Source organism: Variovorax sp. SPNA7 (assembly GCF_033807855.1).
Classification (GTDB): Bacteria; Pseudomonadota; Gammaproteobacteria; order Burkholderiales; family Burkholderiaceae_C; genus Variovorax; species Variovorax beijingensis.
Genome location: NZ_CP138513.1, coordinates 5,857,199 through 5,875,800, shown reverse-complemented (window position 1 = coordinate 5,875,800; position 18,602 = coordinate 5,857,199). Strand labels below are relative to the sequence as shown.

17 protein-coding genes and 1 riboswitch are annotated in these 18,602 nt (G+C 67.8%); of the genes, 10 read left to right on the top strand and 7 right to left on the bottom strand.

The genetic code is table 11. The annotated features are described in order from the left end of the window. Positions 1–240: 240 nt before the first annotated feature. A riboswitch (yybP-ykoY riboswitch) is annotated at positions 241–426 on the top strand. A gap of 8 nt (positions 427–434) precedes the next feature. The 4 genes from RZE77_RS27615 (at position 435) to RZE77_RS27600 (ending at position 3,519) form a co-directional block, all read left to right on the top strand. Then, on the top strand, positions 435–998 hold the full coding sequence (locus RZE77_RS27615; protein WP_319440124.1) for a TMEM165/GDT1 family protein: 564 nt from the start codon (positions 435–437) through the stop codon (positions 996–998). Between the two features lie 133 nt (positions 999–1,131). Continuing rightward, positions 1,132–2,307, top strand: a complete 1,176-nt coding sequence (gene metX, locus RZE77_RS27610; RefSeq protein ID WP_319440123.1) for a homoserine O-succinyltransferase MetX — start codon at positions 1,132–1,134, stop codon at positions 2,305–2,307. Then, entirely contained in the window at positions 2,304–2,891 is a 588-nt protein-coding gene (metW, locus tag RZE77_RS27605; RefSeq protein ID WP_021013169.1) for a methionine biosynthesis protein MetW, read from the top strand. Before metX ends, metW begins: the two co-directional genes overlap by 4 nt. A gap of 37 nt (positions 2,892–2,928) precedes the next feature. After that, complete coding sequence (locus RZE77_RS27600; protein ID WP_319440122.1) at positions 2,929–3,519, top strand: IMPACT family protein; 591 nt, start codon at positions 2,929–2,931, stop codon at positions 3,517–3,519. Here the strand turns inward: RZE77_RS27600 and RZE77_RS27595 are convergent. Next, positions 3,464–4,393, bottom strand: a complete 930-nt coding sequence (locus RZE77_RS27595) for an ion transporter (RefSeq protein WP_319440121.1) — start codon at positions 4,391–4,393, stop codon at positions 3,464–3,466. The genes RZE77_RS27600 and RZE77_RS27595 overlap by 56 nt on opposite strands. 135 nt (positions 4,394–4,528) lie before the next feature. Between RZE77_RS27595 and RZE77_RS27590 the strand changes: the two genes are divergently transcribed. Further along, positions 4,529–5,044, top strand: coding sequence for a bactofilin family protein (locus RZE77_RS27590; RefSeq protein ID WP_015868023.1), 516 nt, complete (start codon positions 4,529–4,531; stop codon positions 5,042–5,044). Between the two features lie 13 nt (positions 5,045–5,057). Here RZE77_RS27590 and RZE77_RS27585 read toward each other — a convergent pair whose 3' ends face one another. Continuing rightward, positions 5,058–5,843 (bottom strand): DUF72 domain-containing protein, encoded by a 786-nt coding sequence (locus tag RZE77_RS27585; RefSeq protein WP_319440120.1) that lies wholly within the window; start codon positions 5,841–5,843, stop codon positions 5,058–5,060. Between the two features lie 88 nt (positions 5,844–5,931). Here RZE77_RS27585 and RZE77_RS27580 point away from each other — a divergent pair, with 88 nt between their 5' ends. After that, positions 5,932–7,443, top strand: coding sequence for a M20 family metallopeptidase (locus RZE77_RS27580; protein WP_319440119.1), 1,512 nt, complete (start codon positions 5,932–5,934; stop codon positions 7,441–7,443). Then, a complete protein-coding gene (locus RZE77_RS27575) occupies positions 7,440–8,306 on the top strand; it encodes an alpha/beta hydrolase (RefSeq protein WP_319440118.1) in 867 nt (288 codons plus the stop codon). The genes RZE77_RS27580 and RZE77_RS27575 overlap by 4 nt, the downstream gene beginning before the upstream one ends. A 9-nt stretch (positions 8,307–8,315) precedes the next feature. Here the strand turns inward: RZE77_RS27575 and RZE77_RS27570 are convergent, their stop codons facing one another. From RZE77_RS27570 to RZE77_RS27550, 5 genes are all read right to left on the bottom strand, one after another. Further along, a complete protein-coding gene (locus RZE77_RS27570; RefSeq protein ID WP_319440117.1) occupies positions 8,316–9,494 on the bottom strand; it encodes an MFS transporter in 1,179 nt (392 codons plus the stop codon). A gap of 142 nt (positions 9,495–9,636) precedes the next feature. Beyond that, positions 9,637–10,098 (bottom strand): YidB family protein, encoded by a 462-nt coding sequence (locus RZE77_RS27565; protein ID WP_319428291.1) that lies wholly within the window; start codon positions 10,096–10,098, stop codon positions 9,637–9,639. A gap of 101 nt (positions 10,099–10,199) precedes the next feature. Then, positions 10,200–11,564 carry a M20/M25/M40 family metallo-hydrolase gene (locus RZE77_RS27560; RefSeq protein ID WP_319440116.1) on the bottom strand — a complete coding sequence of 455 codons (1,365 nt, stop codon included), beginning with the start codon at positions 11,562–11,564 and terminating at the stop codon, positions 10,200–10,202. Between the two features lie 62 nt (positions 11,565–11,626). Then, entirely contained in the window at positions 11,627–12,361 is a 735-nt protein-coding gene (locus tag RZE77_RS27555) for a 16S rRNA (uracil(1498)-N(3))-methyltransferase (protein WP_319440115.1), read from the bottom strand. Continuing rightward, positions 12,362–13,537 carry an aminoglycoside phosphotransferase family protein gene (locus RZE77_RS27550; protein ID WP_319440114.1) on the bottom strand — a complete coding sequence of 392 codons (1,176 nt, stop codon included), beginning with the start codon at positions 13,535–13,537 and terminating at the stop codon, positions 12,362–12,364. 234 nt (positions 13,538–13,771) lie between these two features. On the opposite strand from RZE77_RS27550, the gene RZE77_RS27545 reads away from it, so the two are divergent. The 3 genes from RZE77_RS27545 to rsmA are packed head-to-tail and all read left to right on the top strand — an operon-like array spanning position 13,772 to position 18,548. Continuing rightward, positions 13,772–16,354, top strand: coding sequence for an LPS-assembly protein LptD (locus tag RZE77_RS27545; RefSeq protein WP_319440113.1), 2,583 nt, complete (start codon positions 13,772–13,774; stop codon positions 16,352–16,354). A gap of 17 nt (positions 16,355–16,371) precedes the next feature. Continuing rightward, a complete protein-coding gene (locus tag RZE77_RS27540; protein WP_319440112.1) occupies positions 16,372–17,781 on the top strand; it encodes a peptidylprolyl isomerase in 1,410 nt (469 codons plus the stop codon). After that, positions 17,781–18,548: a 16S rRNA (adenine(1518)-N(6)/adenine(1519)-N(6))-dimethyltransferase RsmA gene (gene rsmA, locus RZE77_RS27535; protein WP_319440111.1), complete on the top strand. Its 768-nt coding sequence runs from the start codon at positions 17,781–17,783 to the stop codon at positions 18,546–18,548. The genes RZE77_RS27540 and rsmA overlap by 1 nt, the downstream gene beginning before the upstream one ends. Positions 18,549–18,602 lie beyond the last annotated feature (54 nt).

Sequence of the window (18,602 nt, the reverse complement as noted above, 5' to 3'; positions counted from 1 at the left end):
GCAAGAAAAGCGATGGAGTCCCGAAAGCATCACTCAAACGAGAGCCGTCGAGTCGCGCGAAACTGACCGATCACCGAACTTCCTCCCCGGCAAAATGAAGAGGGAGGCTCGTGCATTATGGGTGAAATACGTGAAATGCAAGCAGTAATTTGCTGCATCCCGTAGGGCCTCCAAAAATTTAAAAGAAGCTAGCGCACGCTTACAAACCCGCCCGGTGCCTGCGGCGCAGCAGGTAGAATCCGACCCGTCATTGGGGAGTAGCCGCCTTCCATCGCGAGAAGGGCCCGCGTCAACAGACTTGTCCTGCCCCACACAGGACATGGCGCGTGCAGTGAACACACCTGGCGAGACCTTTGACCGTGCAACTTCGGGACTATGGCCGAAGGTGTTGCACGGTCAATTGCGTCCTTCGGCCCAAGGAACCCCACTCTTTCATGGAAGCTTTTCTCGTTGCAACCGGCGTGGTTGCGCTCGCCGAAATGGGCGACAAGACCCAGCTGCTGGCTCTTCTGCTCGCGGCGCGTTTCAGGAAACCCTGGCCGATCGTGCTCGGGATCTTCGCGGCCACCATCGTCAACCATGCGCTGGCCGGCGCAGTCGGCAACTGGATCACCCACTGGCTCGGGCCCGACATGCTGCGCTGGATCCTGGGCGGCTCGTTCATCGCCATGGCGGCGTGGATGCTGATCCCCGACAAACTCGACGAAGACGACGCCCCCGCGGCCACCCACTACGGGGTCTTCGGCACCACGCTGGTCGCGTTCTTCCTCGCCGAAATGGGCGACAAGACCCAGATCGCGACCGTCATGCTGGCCGCCCGCTTCACGCAGGACTACTTCTGGGTGGTCGCCGGCACGACGCTCGGGATGATGCTGGCCAACGCGCCCGTGGTGTGGCTCGGCGAGAAGATCGTGCGGCGCGTGCCCATCAAGCTGGTGCACGGCATCTCGGCCGCGATCTTCCTCGTGCTCGGCATCGTGATGATCGTCGGCTGGTAGCGCGGCGGGGCGATATACTGCCGCCTGCGCCGATTTGCTTCAGCTTGCGGGCGCTTAATAAATTCAGCTAAAGACAGTCAAGTTGGCGAACAAGCAACCCGGCTCGTTTTTGGCGAGGCCGGGTTTTTCATTGATGTCGTCACCTCCCTTGGTCGTCACTCCGCAGTCGATGCAGTTCGAGGGCCCGCTGGCCCTGCGCAGCGGCGCGTCGCTCGGCGGCTACACGCTCGCCTACGAAACGTACGGCAGCCTGAACGCTGAGCGCAGCAACGTGGTGCTGGTGTGCCATGCGCTCAACGCCTCGCACCACGTGGCCGGCACCTACGAAGGCCAGGCGCGGTCCGAGGGCTGGTGGGACAACATGGTGGGCCCGGGCAAGCCGGTCGACACCGACCGCTTCTTCGTGATCGGCGTGAACAACCTGGGTTCCTGCTTCGGCTCCACCGGCCCGATGCACGTCGATCCTGCCACCGGCCGCGTCTATGGCGCGGACTTCCCGGTGGTCACGGTCGAAGACTGGGTCGATGCGCAGGCGGCGCTGCTCGACGCGCTCGGCATCCGCACGCTCGCGGCCGTGATGGGCGGCAGCCTGGGCGGCATGCAGGCGCTGTCGTGGACGCTGCAGTACCCCGATCGCGTGCGGCACGCCGTGGTGGTGGCCAGCGCGCCCAACCTCACGGCCGAGAACATCGCCTTCAACGAAGTGGCGCGCCGCGCCATCGTCACCGACCCCGACTTCCACGGCGGCCATTTCTACGAGCATGGCGTGATCCCCAAGCGGGGCCTGCGCATCGCGCGGATGATCGGCCACATCACCTACCTGAGCGACGATGTCATGAACGCGAAGTTCGGCCGCATCCTGCGCAGCGCGGTCGAGGGCGAGGCGGCGGGGCTGGACTACCGCTACTCCACGCAGGATGTCGAGTTCCAGATCGAGAGCTACCTGCGCTACCAGGGCGACAAGTTCAGCGAATACTTCGATGCCAACACCTACCTGCTGATCACGCGCGCGCTCGACTACTTCGACCCCGCGCGTTCGCATGGCGGCAACCTCAGCGCGGCATTCGCCGGCGCCACGGCCAAGTTCCTGCTCGTGAGCTTCAAGACTGACTGGCGCTTCTCGCCCGCGCGCAGCCGCGAGCTGGTGAAGGCGCTGCTCGACAACCGCCGCAACGTGAGCTACGCCGAGATCGACGCGCCGCACGGACACGACGCCTTCCTGCTCGACGACGTGCGCTACATGGGCGTGGTGCGTTCCTACTTCGAGCGCGTGGCGCACGAGATCCAGGCCGAAGGGAGCGCATCGTGAGCGACATCGAGACCCAGCGGCTCATCGCCAACCTCGTGCCCGAGGGCGCGCGCGTGCTCGACCTCGGCTGCGGAGACGGCGCCCTGCTCGACCTGCTGCAGCGCGAGCGCGGCTGCACCGGGTACGGCGTGGAAATTGCCGACGGCAACGTGCTGCAGTGCATCCGCCGCGGCGTCGACGTGATCCAGCTGAACCTCGACGAAGGCCTCGCGATGTTCGACGACGCCTCGTTCGACGTGGTGCTGCAGATCGACACGCTGCAGCATCTGCGAAACGCCGAGATCATGCTGCGCGAAACCGCGCGCGTGGGCCGCATCGGCATCGTGGCCTTTCCCAACTTCGCGCACTGGCCCAACCGCATCAGCATTGCGCGCGGCCGCATGCCGGTGACGCGCCGCCTGCCCTACCAGTGGTACGACACGCCCAACATCCGGGTCGGCACCTTCAAGGATTTCGAGGTGCTGGCGCAGAAGAACAGCCTGCGCGTGCTCGATGCCTTCGGCGTACAGGAAGGCCGCAGCGTGCGCTGGCTGCCCAATGCGCGCGCGGGCACGGCCGTGTTCAAGTTCGAGCGGGAGCGCTGAGCGATTCCGCGCCCCGACTGAAAACAACGGCCGCTCCATGAGCTTCACGCTCTCGCAACCGGCGCACAGCGAGCTGCTGATCAAGAAGAGCCGCTTCATCGGCTGCGTGCAGCCGGTGGCCGACCGGGCCGCGGCCCTGGCCGTGGTGGCATCCCTTCGCAGCGAGCATCCCGCCGCCGCGCATGTCTGCTGGGCGCTGATGGCGGGCGGCCAGTCGGCCGCCAACGACGACGGCGAGCCGGGCGGCACGGCCGGGCGCCCCATGCTCGAAGTGCTGCGGCACCAGCAGCTCGAAGGCGTGCTCGCCACGGTGGTGCGGTACTTCGGCGGCGTCAAGCTGGGCGCGGGCGGACTCGTGCGGGCCTACACCGATGCGGTGGCGCAGGCCTGCCTCGGGGCCACGCTGGCGCCGCTGGTGCGCCAGCGGCTGCTGCAATGCGCCGTGCCCTATGCGCTCGAAGGGCTGGTGCGGCGCGAGATTGCCGCGGCGGCCGGCGCTTCGCTGATCGATGTGCGGCATGGCGACGCGGTGGACTTCACGTTCACGCTGCCCGAGCCCGACGCGGATGCCTTCATCGCCCGCCTCGACGATGCTGCGCAAGGGCGCGCCGTCTGGCCGCAGGCGTGAGCCGCCGCGCGGGTGCGGCCACGGCCGAAGGCGGCGTCATTGCGAATACGCCCCGCCCTCCTGTCGCCACGGGTGCGGCATCATCGTCGGGGCCGCGCCGCGCCATCTCGGCCGTCACGATGCCGGTCGGCACGGCCAGCACACCCCAGCCCAGCAGCATCATCACCGAGGCAATCGCGCGGCCAAGGTCCGTCTTGGGCACGAGGTCGCCGAAGCCCACCGTGGCCATGGTCGAGATGGCCCAGTAGATCGCCACCGGAATGCTGGTGAAGCCGTGCACCGGGCCTTCCACCACGTACATCAGCGTGCCCATCACCAGCACCACCAGCATCACGAAGCCCACGAACACCGTGATCTTGCGCCGGCTCGCGGCCACGGCCGAGACCAGCGCGCGGTATTCCACCGAATAGCGCGAGAGCTTGAAGATGCGGAACACGCGCAAAAGCCGCAGAACGCGCACGTCGATCAGGTAGGCGAGCTCGGGCGCGAGCGCCACCAGGAAGGTCGGCAGCAGCGCGAGCAGGTCGATCACGCCGTAGAAGCTCAGCGCGTAGCGCATCGGCTTGTTCACGCAGGCGAGCCGCGCGATGTACTCGAGCGTGAACAGGATCGTGAACATCCATTCGAGCACGTTGAACACGGGCCGCCACTGTTCGCGGATCGACTGCACGCTGTCGAGGATCACCACCAGCACGCTGGTCACGATCACCGCGATCAAGGCCAGGTCGAACAGCAGGCCCGCGCGCGTGTCGGCCTCGAAGATCACCGTGAACAGCTGGCGCCGCCAGCCGCTGGCCGGCTTGTCGAAGCGAGAGTCGATGGTCGAGGAGATTGCGAGGTTCCGGGCGGCAGGTGCGGTGTTCGATCGGGTCATCTTGCGGGGCCGGGGTCACTGGAGCGTGTCATTGTCGGGCGCCGGGGGACTTATTCAGTTACGTTTCTTGCGCAATGAAGTGCCGCAGGCCGCGAGCGGGTTCTTACGATAGTCGTTTTGTTGAGGAGCTCCCCTTTGGCCACACAGTCCCCCTTTTTCGGCAAGCGTGATCGTGATACCGACTCGTTGACCTCTCGCCCCGCGCCGTTGGTGGGCTCGGGCACCAATCTCTCGGGTTCGCCCGTCAATCCTTCGTCGCTGACCGCGCAGCAAGGGGGCCTCTCCGCAGCGGCCGCACCGGCCAAGGAAGGCGGCAGCAAGCTCACCGTCGGCCCCAACATCAAGCTCAAGGGCGTCGAGATCACCGATTGCGACACGCTCGTGGTCGAAGGCCTGGTCGAGGCGACCATGGACTCGCGCCTGATGCAGATCGCCGAACAGGGCGAGTTCAAGGGCTCGGCCGAGATCGACATCGCCGAGATCCGCGGCGTGTTCGACGGCAACCTCACGGTGCGCGAAAAGCTCGTGATCCACTCGACCGGCAAGGTCACCGGCAAGATCCGCTACGGCAAGATCGTGATCGAGGAAGGCGGCCAGCTGTCCGGCGAAATCAGCTTCGGCGCCAAGCCGTCGCTGCAAGCCGCAGCCTGATCAGGCTTTCGGCTCAGGCCGCCTCTTCGGGCGGCTTCCAACCCAGGCGCTCCAGCAAGGCACCGGCCGCGGCCGGTGCTTTCTCTTTGGCGCCGTTGATGAAGTAGACGAACACCTCGCGCTTCTTGGGTGCTTCGGCCCAACGCTGCGCGCGCTCGGCCCAGGCGTCGAGCGCCTTCGGCCCATAACCCGTCTTGAGCTTGGCGTCGGCCATCATGAGCCGCGCATAGGCGAAGTCGCCTTCGGGCTCCTCGAACGAGGGAAACTTGTCCGCGTCGGTGAACACGGTCGAGACCTTGTGCTTCTTCGCGAGCGCCTGGTACTCGGGCGTGATGAAGCTCGGGTGCCGCACGTCCATCACGTGGCGCAGCGGGCGGCTGCCTTCCTTCTTGGGCAGCAACTCGAGAAAGGCCTCGAAATCTTCCGCATCGAAGGGCTTTGTGGGCATGAACTGCCACACGATCGGGCCGAGCTTGTCGCCGAGCTCGCTCACGCCGCTGTCGATGAAGCGCTTGATCGAATCGCCCGCGCTGGCCAGCACCTTGCGGTTGGTGGCAAAGCGCGAGGCCTTCATCGAGAACATGAAGTCTTCCGGCACCTCGTCGTGCCATTTGCGGAAGGTTTCGGGCTTGAAGGTGCTGTAGTAGGTGCCGTTGATCTCGATGGCGCTCACCTGGCGGCTCGCATAGCGCAGCTCCTTCGCCTGCGCGAGCCCCTTGGGATAGAAGTTGTCGCGCCAGGGCTCGTAGGTCCAGCCGCCGATGCCCACCTTGATCCGAGTCGATGCTGCCTTGCTCACATTGCGCTCCGGGTTGAGATCGCCGCACTCTACGCGCGCTCGCCCAAGGGCGCAAAATGCGATTTTTTCCTTAGCCGCGGAGAACCCGATGAACGCCCCCCTGCACCGCGAAATGCCTGCCGGCCTGCTCGATGCCGAGCGCGCCCTGTCCGATGTCAGCGCCCAATGGGACGGCGACATCCTCAAGCAGCTCACCGACTACATCGCCATTCCCGCCAAGTCGCCCGGCTTCGACAAGGACTGGTCGGCCCATGGCTACCTCGAGACCGTGCTGCGCAATGCGGCGGCCTGGGTCGAGGCGCAGAAGGTCGAGGGCCTGAAGCTCGAGATCGTGCGCCTGGAAGGCCGCACGCCGGTGCTGTTCTTCGAAGTGGCCGCCAGCGGCACCGACATGGACGAGACCGTGCTGATGTACGGCCACCTCGACAAGCAACCCGAATTCACCGGCTGGCGCAACGACCTCGGCCCCTGGACGCCCAAGTACGAGAACGGCCTGCTCTACGGCCGTGGCGGCGCCGACGACGGCTATGCGGTCTACGCCAGCATTGCCGCGTTGCAGGCGCTCAAGAACCAGGGCGCGGCGCATCCGCGCATCGTCGGGCTGATCGAGACCTGCGAGGAAAGCGGCTCCTACGACCTGCTGCCGTATGTCGACGCATTGCGCCCGCGGCTGGGCAACGTCGAGCTGGTGATCTGCCTGGACTCCGGCGCCGGCAACTACGACCAGCTGTGGCTCACCACCTCGCTGCGCGGCATGGCCAGCGGCACGCTCAAGGTCGAGGTGCTGACCGAAGGCATCCACTCGGGCGACGCCTCGGGCCTCGTGCCCTCGAGCTTCCGGATCATGCGGCAGGTGCTCGACCGCCTCGAGGACAGCGCCACCGGGCGGCTGCTGCCCGCGAGCTTCCACTGCGAAGTGCCGGCCGACCGGCTGGCGCAGGCCAGGGCCACCGCGGCGATCCTGGGCGACGAGGTGTACAAGCGCTTTCCGTGGGCGCACTACGACTGCGGCGGCTCGACCATGTTCGCGCTGCCGACCACCACCGATCCGGTCGAGGCGCTGCTCAACCGCACCTGGAAGCCGACGCTCTCGGTGACCGGTGCCGAAGGTTTTCCGGCCTTGAAGGACGCGGGCAACGTGCTGCGTCCCTACACCGCCTTCAAGCTGTCGCTGCGCCTGCCGCCGCTGGTCGATGCGGCCGAGGCGGTGCAGCAGCTGAAGACGCTGCTCGAGGACAACGCGCCCTACCAGGCGCGCGTGACCTTCGAAAGCGGCGGCGGCGCCACCGGCTGGAATGCGCCGACCATCACGCCGTGGTTCGAGGATGCGCTCAACAAGGCCTCGCGGGCGCATTTCGGTGCATCCTGCGGCTACATCGGCCAGGGCGGCACGATCCCGCTGATGAACATGCTGAGCGCCGGCTTCCCGAAGGCGCAGATGATGGTCTGCGGCGTGCTGGGTCCGAAGAGCAATGCCCACGGCCCCAACGAATTCCTGCACGTGCCCTACGCCAAGAAGCTCACGGCCGCGGTGGCCGAGGTGATTGCGGCGCTGCCGGCGGCGCACCGCGCCGCAACCGCGGAGCCGGCGGCCGCTTGAGCCCGGCGGCGCCGCCGCTGCTGCCTTTGCCGCAGCGGGTGTCGCTGCCCACGCCGGACGGCGAAACGCTGCTGCTGCGCCGCCTCCCGGCGGCCGGCGCCTCGCGCGGCGTCGTCGTGCTGGTGCATGGGCTCGGCGAGCATGCGGGGCGCTATCACCAACTCGCGGCGCGCCTGCACGCATGGGGCTTCGCAGTGTGGGCCCATGACCATCATGGCCACGGCGGATCGTCCGGCGCGCGCGGCGCACTGCCCGGCGAGCTGCGGCTGGTCGAAGACCTCGCGCTGGTCATCGACGATGCGCGCCGCGAGAACCCCGGCCTGCCGCTGCTGCTGCTCGGCCACAGCCTCGGCGGGCTGGTCGCGGCCAGCCTGGTGGCACGCGGTGTGCGGCCGGTCGACGGACTGGTGCTGTCCTCGCCGGGGCTCGACCCGGGCCTGAACGGATTCCAGAAGGCGCTGCTCGCGGTGCTGCCGCGCATTGCGCCCGGGCTGCGTGTCGGCAACGGGCTCGACGACAACTTTCTCTCGCACGACCGCGCTGTGGTACAGGCCTACCGCGACGATCCGCTCACGCACGACCGCATCGGCGGCCGGCTCGCGCGCTTTCTTGCGTACGAAGGAGCGGTGGTGCAGCAGGCCGCGGCGCACTGGCCGGTGCCGACCTTGTTGCTGTATGCAGGCGACGACCGCCTGGTGCTGCCGGCCGCCAGCAGGGCCTTCGCGGCTGCTGCCGCGCCCGGCGGCATGGTCGAAGCGCAGTGCTTCGAATCGATGTACCACGAGATATTCAACGAGCTCGATGCCGAACCCGTGTTCACCGCGCTGCAGCGCTGGCTCGGCAAGCGCTTTCCGCCGGACTGAAGAAGCGCTTCAGGAGCCCGCGGCCGCAGCCTCGCGCCGGCGCGTCTGCGCAAGCCACAGCAGCGCCGCGCCCGTGAGCGCCACCGGCACCAGCGAGCCGTAGTTCAGCAGCTGCCAGCCCTGCGTCGTGACCAGCACGCCCGAGGCGAACGAAGTCAGCGCGAGCGTCGCGAACACGCAGAAATTGAGCGCGCCCTGCGCCCGGTCGCGCTCTTCCGCGGTGTAGGCCGTGAGCGAGAGCGTGGTGCTGCCCGTGAACAGGAAGTTCCATCCCACGCCCAGCAGGAACAGGGCCACGAGGAAGTGCTGCAGCTCCACGCCCGACAACGCAACGGCGATGCAGCCGAAGTTGAGCGCGAGCCCCACGCCCATCACCGGCAGCGCGCCGAAGCGGCGGATCAGGTGGCCGGTGAAGAAGCCAGGCGCGAACATGCCGATCACATGCCATTCGAGCACCAGCGCGGCATCGGAAAAAGGCAGGCTGCAGATCTGCATGGCAATGGGCGTGGCGGCCATCAGCAGGTTCATCACGCCAAAGCCCAGCGCCCCCGCCGCGGCCGACACGATGAACACCGGCTGGCGCATGATCTGCGACAGCGGCCGTCCGCCCATCGCCTCCTGGCGTGTCAGCGTGGCGGGAAACTCGATGAAGCGCATGACCGCCATCGACAGCAGCGCCACCGCCGCCAGCGCGATGTAGGCGCCCGCGAATGGCACGGCGAATGCCTCGCGCGTGGCGGCCGCGAGGTTGGGCCCCGCCACCGCGCCGATTAGCCCGCCGGCCATCACCAGCGACACCGCCTTCTCGCGCCAGGCGGGGGCCGCGAGTTCGGCGGCCGCGAAGCGATAGAGGTTCGCGTTGGCGTTGTAGTAGCCCGCCACCACCGTGGCAAAGCAAAGGAGCCAGAAGTTCTTCGAGATGGCCGCGAATGCGCACAGCAAGGCCGAGCCCAGCCCCACCGCCAGCCCGATCTGGAACGACCCGCGCCGCCCGAAGCGCTGCTGCGTGCGCGCCACCAGCCCGGTGGTGAGCGCACCGCCCACCACGTAGCCCATGACCGGCAGCGTGGCCATCCAGCCGCGCGGCGCGATGCTCAGGCCCACCAGTCCGTTGATGGCGATGAAGGTGACGTTGTTGGTCAGGAACAGGCCCTGGCAGATGGCGAGCAGCCAGAGGTTGCGGTTCATGGAGAAATGGCGGCGAAGGCGCGTTGCGGCATGGAAGGCTGCGGTTCTACGCGAATCGCCGTGGATGCGCCAGCCGAAATGCGGCAGGCCAAAAAAAAGCGCTCTCGCGGGCGCCGGAATTTCCGATGAGCAAACAGTTCGCTCAAGGCTGCCTGTTCTGCAGCAGGCCGCCGAGCGTACCCAGCAGGTCGTTCGGGTTGTCCAGGCCCTGCTCCGGCACCTTGCCCTGCGGCGTAAGCTGGTCGATCAGGGCCGGCAGCATGGTGGCCAGCATGGGCAGCAGCGTTTGCGCGTTGATGCCGAGCTTGGAGGCGATGCTGGCGATGGTGTCGCTGCCCAGCGCGTTCTCCAGCTGGCCGCCGGACACGGGCTGGTTTTCGCCCTTGCCGATCCAGGAGCCGATCACGTCGCCCATGCCGGCCTGCTCGAATTTCGAGACCAGCCCTCCCAGGCCACCCGCGCCGCCGTTGTTGGCCAGCAGGCCGCCCAGCGCGCCAGCGAGGCCTCCCAGGTCTCCCAGCCCGCCGATGCCGCCACCTTGCGGCTGCTGCTGTTGGGCGGCGCCCCCGAGAACCTGGCCGAGTACCGAATCGAGCATTCCCATGGACGTTTCCTTGGTGTGTGACAGAACCGCTGGCATTTTCTCAGCGCGAAGGGCCGGCGGGCGAAAAAGCTTGTCCACTTTTCCGCTCGCAGCGTGACAAATTACCTAGGACGCGGTGCGCGTTTCGGCAGCAATGCGGGGCTTACCCCTTGCACGCCGACCAGACCCAGCACTGTCACCAGCGAATTCTGCGCGCCTTTCCATGCATCTGTCACGTCGATCGATTCGCTCAGGGCATGGAAACCGGTCGACTTTCCGCCGCCGCCGATGATGATGGCCGGGATGCCGTAGGACATCGGCACGTTGGCGTCGGTGCTGCCGCCGCGCAGCAGCGTCTTGTGGCCGAACGCGGTGTTCGAGCGGACGGCCGCTTCCACGATCACCGAATCGGACGGCGTGCGCCCGCCCGGCCGGTCGCCGATCAGCTTGTTGCTGGCGCTCAGCGTTGCCACGTTCCAGCGCTTGTTCTCCTCGGCCACCGCTTCGTCGATGGCCGCGAGGATCTTCTTTTCGGTCTCCAGCAGCGACGCCATGTCGTCCGAACGGATGTCGATGGCCATGCGGGCATCGGGCGCGATGGTGTTCACCGAGGTGCCGCCGCCCACGGTGCCGACGGTGAAGGTGGTCTTGGGAAAGCTGGGCGTGCGGACTTCCGCGATCTTGGCAATGGCGCGGCCCATGCCGTGGATCGCGCTGGGCACCTGGCCGAACGCGGCAAAGCTGTGGCCGCCCGGGCCCTTGAACGTGACTTCGTAGCGGTGGCTCGCCGTGCCGAGGACCAGCACGTTGCCGTCCGGCGAAGGCTCCAGTCCCACCATGCCGTCGATGTCGAGGTGGTCGCGGAAGATGGCCTTCATGCCGCGCAGGTTGCCGAGCTCTTCCTCGCCGACATTGGCAACGAAGAGCAGGTCGCCCGCGGTCTGGATCTTGTTGTCGTTGAGCACCTTGAGCCACGACAGCAGCACCGACAGGCCGCGCGTATCGTCCGCGATGCCGGGCGCGTGGAGCTTGCCGTCGCGCTCCTTCACCTTCACATCGGTGCCGGCGGGGAACACGGTGTCCAGATGGGCGGAGACCAGCAGCTTGGGGCCGTTGCCGGTGCCCTTGCGCAACCCGATCACATTGCCTTCGGCATCGATCTTCGCGTCGGCGAGCCCGAGCGCCTTCATGCGCGCAAGGAAGGCTTCGGCGCGCTTGCTTTCCTTGAACGGGGGCGCTTCGATCTCGGTCAGCATCTTCAGGTCTTCGACCGAGCGCTCATGGTCGGCCTTGACCGCGTCGAGCAGCTTCTGGATCGCGGGCGCCGCCATCAGCTGCGTGAAGGTCTTTTCCACCTCGGGCGCGACCTGCGCCGGCGTGGGAGCCACCGCGGTGTTCTGGGCCTGCGCGCCCGGTACGGCGCAGAGCAGGGCCAGAACAAGGGGCGCGAGGGGGGCGAGCCGGAGGGCGCGTGGCGAACGAGGCATGGCGTGGAGATCCTTTTCTTGTGATGGGGATGGGGTGGGCGGGCCGTTGCGGAAAGCGCCGCTCAAGGGCCGGCGAGCAATACCAGTGCGGCAAGCGCCGCGGTTTCGGCGCGCAGCACGCGCGGGCCGAGCGTGACCGGCGCAAAGCCGCATGCCAGCGCTTCCTGCTCCTCGGCGCTGCTCAGGCCGCCCTCGGGTCCGCTCAGCACCAGCACGCTGCGATCGGCCGGCGCCGAGGCGGTGGCATCGGCCAGGCGCCGCGTGCCTTCGGCAAGGCTCAGGACAAGGCGCAGCGGGGCGTCGCCGGCATTCGCGCCGAGCCAGGCCGCGGGGCTCGAGAATGGCCGCACCGGATGGATCCGCGGCACGCGGTTGCGGCCGCATTGCTCGCAGGCGGCAATGGCAATCGCTTCCCAATGCGCCCTCTTCTTCTCGGCGCGCTCGCCCGAAAGGCGCAGCACGCCGTGGGCCGTGGCCAGCGGCTGGATGCTCGCGACGCCCAGTTCGGTGGCTTTTTCGACCAGCCAGTCCATGCGCTCATTGGCTGGCATGCCGACGGCCAGGTGCACCGCGCGCATGGCTTCGCGCTCTGCCGGTGCATGGGCGCCGACCGACACCGACACATCGCTGCGTCCCATGCGCTCCACGGTTGCCGCATATTCGCCGCCCGAACCGTCGAACAGCGTGAGCGCGTCGCCGGGCTGCATGCGCAGCACCTGAACGTGGCGCGCCGCGCCGGGTGGCAGTTCGAGTGTGGCGCCCGCGCTCAAAGGCACTGAACAATGGAAACGGGGCATCTAGACCCTGCCGTAGGCAAAGCCGGTCAGCGCCGAAGTGCCTTCGATCTCGTCGATCACGCGCAGCAGCGGCGTCAGCTCCATGTAGCGGCTGGCAGTGGAGCGGATGTAGGCGATGAAGCGCGGCGTGTCCGCCAGGTAGCGCGGCTTGCCGTCGCGCAGCGTGAGGCGGGCGAAGATGCCGGCCACCTTGAGGTGGCGCTGCAGCCCCATCCATTCGACGGAGCGATAGAAGGCGCCGAAATCGGCATCGACCGGCAGCCCGGCCTTGCGGGCGGCTTCCCAGTAGCGGATGGTGATGTCGAGCACGAATTCCTCGTCCCAGCTCAGGAACGCGTCGCGCATCAGGCTCGCGATGTCGTAGGTGATCGGACCGTAGACCGCGTCCTGGAAGTCGAGCACGCCCAGATCGGCAGCCGAGCCGCCGCCGGGCCGCCCCAAGGCGGCGAGCGCCCCCTCGGGGGGCAGCGAGGACACGCCAGTGCCGAGCGTGGGGGCCACATTGACCATCAGGTTGCGCGGCATGAAGTCGCGGTGTACATAGACGCTCGGCGAAGCCAGGTTGCTCTCGACGATGAGCCTGAAGCTGCGTTCCAGCCGCTCCTTGAGCTGGCCCTCGACCGCGATGCCGCGGTGGCGCCCGATGTACCACTCGGGAAAAAGCGCCAGTTCGCGCTCGAGCAATGCACGGTCGTAGGGCGGCAGCACGCCCGGCCTGGAGGCCAGCTGCCAGCGGATCAGCGCATCGATCGCCTGGTCGTAGAGCGGGCGGCTGGCGTCGGGCCGGGCCGGGTCGATCACGTCGAGCATGGTCTCGCGGCCGAGGTCGTCGAGCAGCAGGAAGCCGTGGCTCCGGTCCCACTCGAGCACCTGCGGCGCGGTCACGCCGGCCTCGGCCATCAGGCGGGCGACCTGCACGAAGGGCTCGCTGTTTTCCTTGTCGGGCGGCGCATCCATCACGATGCGGCTGGCCGCGTTCCCCGTGGCGTCGATGCGGAAGTAGCGGCGAAAGCTCGCATCGGCGGACGCAAGGCGCACCGTTTCGGGCAGCAGGCCGTGCGCGGCGCCGATGCCGGTCAGCCAGTTCTGGAACGCCGCGGCCCGCTGCGGATCTGCCCAGAGAATGGCGGTGGCGGAGGGTGTGGGCTCGGAGGCCGGGAGCGGGGGTGCTGTCATGGATAATCGATTCTACAAATCCGCCTGGCGCGGCAACTCCTGCGGTCCTCCCTGGTCGAACCGAGTTGCCGCCGGCTCCTGCAACCTGCCGGCCTGCCGCGCCGTCCTCCCGACGATCCTTCGTTCCTGACCGATGCCTACGACCCAAAGCCCCCACGCTTGGCACCCTGTGCACTCGCAGCCCTCCTCGGGAAGACTGCGGACCTTCTCCGGAACGATGCGGCGGGAGGCCTGATGAGGCGGCGCGTTGCCTTGCGGCGTTCCGGCCCGCCCCTGCCACTGGCCCTGTTGGCGCTGGCGCTGCTGCATGCGCACGGCGCCTCGGCCCAGCCGGCCGGGGGCCTCGATGGCCCGCTCACGCTCAAGCGCACGCCGCAGCTGACCGAAACGCTGCCGCCCGCCGAACGCAGCCAGTTGCCCAGCCTCATCACCGGCGACCGCCTGTCGGGCCGCCAGGACCTCGAGACCGTGGTCGAAGGCCATGCCACGCTGCGCCGCGGCGAAGTCGCCATCACCGCCGACCGGCTCGAGTACTACCAGCCCGACGACCGCGCCAGGGCGCGCGGCAACGTGCGCGTCAACCAGGCCGGCAATGTGTACGAAGGCCCCGAGCTCGAACTCAAGCTCGAGACCTTCGAGGGCTTCTTCAACAACGTGCGCTACTCCTTCCTTGCCACCGGCGGGCATGGCGAGGCGCAGCGCATCGATTTCGTCGACAGCAACGTGTCGGTGGCCCGCACCGCCACCTACACCACCTGCCGCCGCGAGGACTACCCGGGCTGGATGCCGGCCTGGCTGCTGTCCGCAGCCACGCTGACCACCGACACCGAGGAAAACGTCGGCGTAGCCACCGACGCGCGGCTGAGCTTCATGGGCATCAGCACGCCGCCGCTGCCGAGCGTGAGCTTTCCGCTGTCGAACGAGCGCAAGAGCGGCCTGCTGCCGCCCACGATCGGCATCGACAACACCAACGGCATCGAGATTTCGCAGCCGTACTACTGGAACATCGCGCCCAACCGCGACGCCACCTTCACGCCCACGCTGATGAGCAAGCGCGGCCTCAACCTGGGTTCGGAATTCCGCTACCTCGAGAAGGAATACAGCGGCAGCATCCGGCTGGACCTGATGGGCAGCGACCGCCTGGTGGGCCAGCGCTACAACGAAACGCGCGCCGCGCAGCTGCAGCAGCTTGCCAACGGGGAAATCCAGGCCTCGGCCCTGAGCTTCGGGGCGCCGCCCAGCAGCAAGCGCTGGGGCATCTGGGCCAATCACCACCAGGACTTCAACGCCAAGGCGCTCGGGCTCGATTCGCTCTCGGCCAGCATCAACATCAACCGGGTCAGCGACAACGACTACTGGCGCGACTTCACGCGCACGCCCACGCTGGCGCAGCGCCAGCTGTCGAACGACGCCTCGCTCAACTGGAGCAAGGGCGACTGGAACGGCGGCATCCGCGCGCTGCGCTATCAGACCCTGCAATACAGCCTGTCGCCGATCGTGCCGTCCTATGACCGGATGCCGCAGATCACGGCCAACTACAACAAGTACGACTGGCACGGCTTCGATGTTTCGCTGAACCTCGACTACACGCGCTTCCGCGTCAACACCATCCTGGCCGGCCAGCCGGGCTTCGACGTCAACCAGCAGTCGCAGCCCGACGGCGACCGCGCCCTGGCCATTGCCACGATCAGCCGGCCGTTCATCACGCCGAGTTCCTTCGTCATCCCGAAGCTGCAGCTGAACACGGCTTCGTACAACTACTACCTGCCGCAGTCCGACGTTCCCAGGCTCACCGTCAACGGGACCCAGTACGTCAACGGCGTGCCCTACAACCCGAACGCGCTGTATTTCTTCCCGACTTCGAGCAACCGGACGGTGCCGACCTTCAGCCTCGACAGCGGCCTGATCTTCGAGCGCGACGCGAACTACTTCGGCCGCGCCTTCCGCCAGACGCTGGAGCCGCGCGCCTACTACGTCTACACGCCGTTCCGCAACCAGAGCATGCTGCCGAACTACGATTCGGCGGCCAACGACTTCAGCTTTGCGACCATCTACACCGAGAACGCCTTCTCGGGCAACGACCGCATTTCCGACACCAACACGCTCACGCTCGGCGTGACCTCGCGCCTGATCGACCCCGACACCGGCGTCGAGGCGGCGCGCTTCGGCGTTGCGCAGCGGCTGCGCTTCAGCGACCAGAGGGTCACGCTGCCGGGCGGCACGCCGGTGACCGACCGTGCGAGCGACCTGCTGCTGGGTGCCCAGATCAACTGGACGCCCAAGTGGAGCCTGGACACGGTCGTCCAGTACAACCCCGACACGCGCAAGTCGGAGCGCTCGGCCATCACCGCGCGCTACAACCCGGGTCCGTACCGCAACCTGAGCGCGGCCTTCCGCTACCAGGCGCCCACCACTCCCCTCGCCACCGACGGCAACAAGTCCTTCGACGTGGGCTGGCAGTGGCCTCTCAACGACCTGTGGGGCGACAAGGGCAAGGACCTCGGCCCGGGCAAGGGCCAGGGCGGCGGGCGGTGGTACGCGGTCGGCCGGCTCAACTACAGCCTGCAGGACAAGAAACTCACGGACGGCGTGCTCGGCTTCGAGTACGACGGCTGCTGCTGGATCGGGCGCGTGGTGCTGCAGCGCATCACGACCGGCACGGTGACGGCCAACACGCGCATCATGTTCCAGCTCGAATTCGTCGGGTTCTCCAGCATCGGCTCGAGCCCGATGCAGACCTTGCGGACCAACATCCAGCGCTACCAGCCCCTTCGCCAGCCCACCGAAGGGCCGAGCCGCTTCACCAATTACGACTGAGACGATTGAGCAACGCCATGAAACACATCCGTTCCATCCTGACCCTGGGCTGCCTCGCGGCGCTGGCCGCAACCTCGGGCGCGCAGGGCCTGCGTCCCGGTGGCGGCAGTGGCATCACCGACATCATGCGCGCCGGCCCCCGCCTGGCGCCGCCGGTGCCGCGCACCGCGCCTTCCACCGCTGCTCCGGTGCAGCGCGCGGCCGAATACATCGTTGCACTGGTCAATTCCGAGCCCATCACCAACACCGAGGTGCAGTCGCGCGTCACGCGCCTGATGCGGGAAAATGCCGAAGCCGAGCGCGTGCCGCGCGCCGAACTCACGCGCCTCGTGCTCGAACGCCTGATCTCGGAGCGCGCACAGCTCCAGCTGGCCAAGGAAAACGGCATCAAGGTGGACGACGTTGCCATCGACCAGGCCGAGCAGACCGTGGCGCGCCAGAACCAGGTCAGCGTCGAGGAACTGCGCCGCCGCGTGGTGGCCGAGGGCCTCTCGCTGCGTGAATTCCGCAACGACCTGCGCGACCAGCTGCTGCTCACGCGCCTGCGCGACCGCGAGGTCGAGTCCAAGGTCAAGATCAGCGACTCCGAGGCCGACGAATACCTGCGCGACCAGCGCAACGCCCCCACCAAGGACGCGGCACTGCAGAACATCAACCTCGCGCACCTCCTGGTCGCCGTGCCCGAGAACGCCACCGAGGCGCAGGTCGCCACCTTGCAGCAGCGGGCCCAGGGCCTCGCACAGCGCGCCCGCTCGGGCGAAGACTTCGCCAAGCTGGTGCAGGAAAACTCCGATTCGCCGGACCGCGCCAATGGCGGCGCCGTCGGCATGCGCAGCGCCGACCGCTATCCGTCGCTGTTCGTCGAAGCCACGCAGTCGACGCCGGTCAACGGCATTGCCGGCCCGATCCGCTCGGGTGCGGGCTTCCACGTGCTCAAGGTGCTGGCCAAGGCCCAGATCGGCGCCGCCGACGCCACCGTGACCCAGACTCAGGTGCGCCACATCCTGCTGCTCAACGACCCGAGGCGCACCACCGCGCAGGCCGTTGCGCAGCTCGCGGAATTCAAGCGCCGCCTGCAGGCCGGCAACGCCGACTTCGCCGGCCTGGCGCGCGACAACTCGCAGGACGCCAGCGCCAAGGAAGGCGGCGACCTGGGCTGGTCGCGCCCGGGTCAGTTCGTGCCCGAGTTCGAGGAAGCCATGGACCGCCTGGCGCCCGGCCAGATCAGCGATCCCGTGGTGTCGCGCTTCGGCGTGCACCTGATCCAGGTGGTCGGCCGGCGCGAGTCCAAGCTCACCCAGGCCGAGCAGCGCGAAGCCGCGCGGGCCGTGCTGCGCGAGCAGCGGGTCGAGGAAGCCTTCAGCACATGGGTGCAGGAAGTGCGCGCGCGCGCCTACGTCGAATACCGCGAGGCGCCCCAGTCCTGATGGCACACATCGCCAGGAAGCGGTTCGGGCAGCACTTCCTGTCCGACGGCGGCATCATCGATGCGATCGTGCAGGAGATCGCGCCGCAGCCTGGCGACGCGATGGTCGAGATCGGTCCGGGCCTGGCGGCGCTCACCCAGCCGCTGGTCGAGCGGCTCGGGCGTCTGACCGTCATCGAGCTCGACCGCGACCTGGCCAAGCGGCTGCGCGAGCATCCGCAGCTCGATGTCATCGAGTCCGACGTGCTCAAGGTCGATTTCGCCGAGTTGGCCGCCAGGTTCGCGGCGCCGCTGCGCGTGGTCGGCAACCTGCCCTACAACATCTCGACGCCCATCCTGTTCCATCTGCTGGGCTTCGCGCACCTGATTGCCGACCAGCACTTCATGCTGCAGAAGGAAGTGATCGACCGCATGGTCGCGCGGCCCGCCACGTCCGACTACAGCCGCCTGAGCGTGATGCTGCAGTGGCGCTACAGGATGGAAAACGTGCTGTTCGTGCCGCCCGAGAGTTTCGATCCGCCGCCGCGCGTCGACAGTGCCGTGGTGCGCATGGTGCCGCTGGCCGAGCCGCCGGCCGTCGATGCCGCCCGCCTGGGCGAGATCGTGCAGGTCGCCTTCAGCCAGCGCCGCAAGATCATGCGGCACACGCTGGGCAAATGGCTCGACGAACACGGCTTCGAGGGCCAGTTCGATGCCCAGCGCCGGGCCGAGGAAGTGCCCGTGGCCGAATACGTCGCCCTGGCCCAGGCCGTCCCTCCGCGCCCATGAAAAAGCCCGCCTTGGCAAAGGCGGGCTTTTGGATTTGATTCGTGAACACCGCGG

Excerpts from the sequence above, each read along its gene's own strand:
- RZE77_RS27615 (WP_319440124.1), top strand. The coding sequence starts at position 435 with ATGGAAGCTTTTCTCGTTGCAACCGGCGTGGTTGCGCTCGCCGAAATG.
- metX (WP_319440123.1), top strand. The coding sequence starts at position 1,132 with ATGTCGTCACCTCCCTTGGTCGTCACTCCGCAGTCGATGCAGTTCGAG.
- RZE77_RS27600 (WP_319440122.1), top strand. The coding sequence starts at position 2,929 with ATGAGCTTCACGCTCTCGCAACCGGCGCACAGCGAGCTGCTGATCAAG.
- RZE77_RS27595 (WP_319440121.1), bottom strand. The coding sequence starts at position 4,393 with ATGACCCGATCGAACACCGCACCTGCCGCCCGGAACCTCGCAATCTCC.
- RZE77_RS27580 (WP_319440119.1), top strand. The coding sequence starts at position 5,932 with ATGAACGCCCCCCTGCACCGCGAAATGCCTGCCGGCCTGCTCGATGCC.
- RZE77_RS27570 (WP_319440117.1), bottom strand. The coding sequence starts at position 9,494 with ATGAACCGCAACCTCTGGCTGCTCGCCATCTGCCAGGGCCTGTTCCTG.
- RZE77_RS27565 (WP_319428291.1), bottom strand. The coding sequence starts at position 10,098 with ATGGGAATGCTCGATTCGGTACTCGGCCAGGTTCTCGGGGGCGCCGCC.
- RZE77_RS27560 (WP_319440116.1), bottom strand. The coding sequence starts at position 11,564 with ATGCCTCGTTCGCCACGCGCCCTCCGGCTCGCCCCCCTCGCGCCCCTT.
- RZE77_RS27555 (WP_319440115.1), bottom strand. The coding sequence starts at position 12,361 with ATGCCCCGTTTCCATTGTTCAGTGCCTTTGAGCGCGGGCGCCACACTC.
- RZE77_RS27550 (WP_319440114.1), bottom strand. The coding sequence starts at position 13,537 with ATGACAGCACCCCCGCTCCCGGCCTCCGAGCCCACACCCTCCGCCACC.
- RZE77_RS27545 (WP_319440113.1), top strand. The coding sequence starts at position 13,772 with ATGAGGCGGCGCGTTGCCTTGCGGCGTTCCGGCCCGCCCCTGCCACTG.
- RZE77_RS27540 (WP_319440112.1), top strand. The coding sequence starts at position 16,372 with ATGAAACACATCCGTTCCATCCTGACCCTGGGCTGCCTCGCGGCGCTG.
- rsmA (WP_319440111.1), top strand. The coding sequence starts at position 17,781 with ATGGCACACATCGCCAGGAAGCGGTTCGGGCAGCACTTCCTGTCCGAC.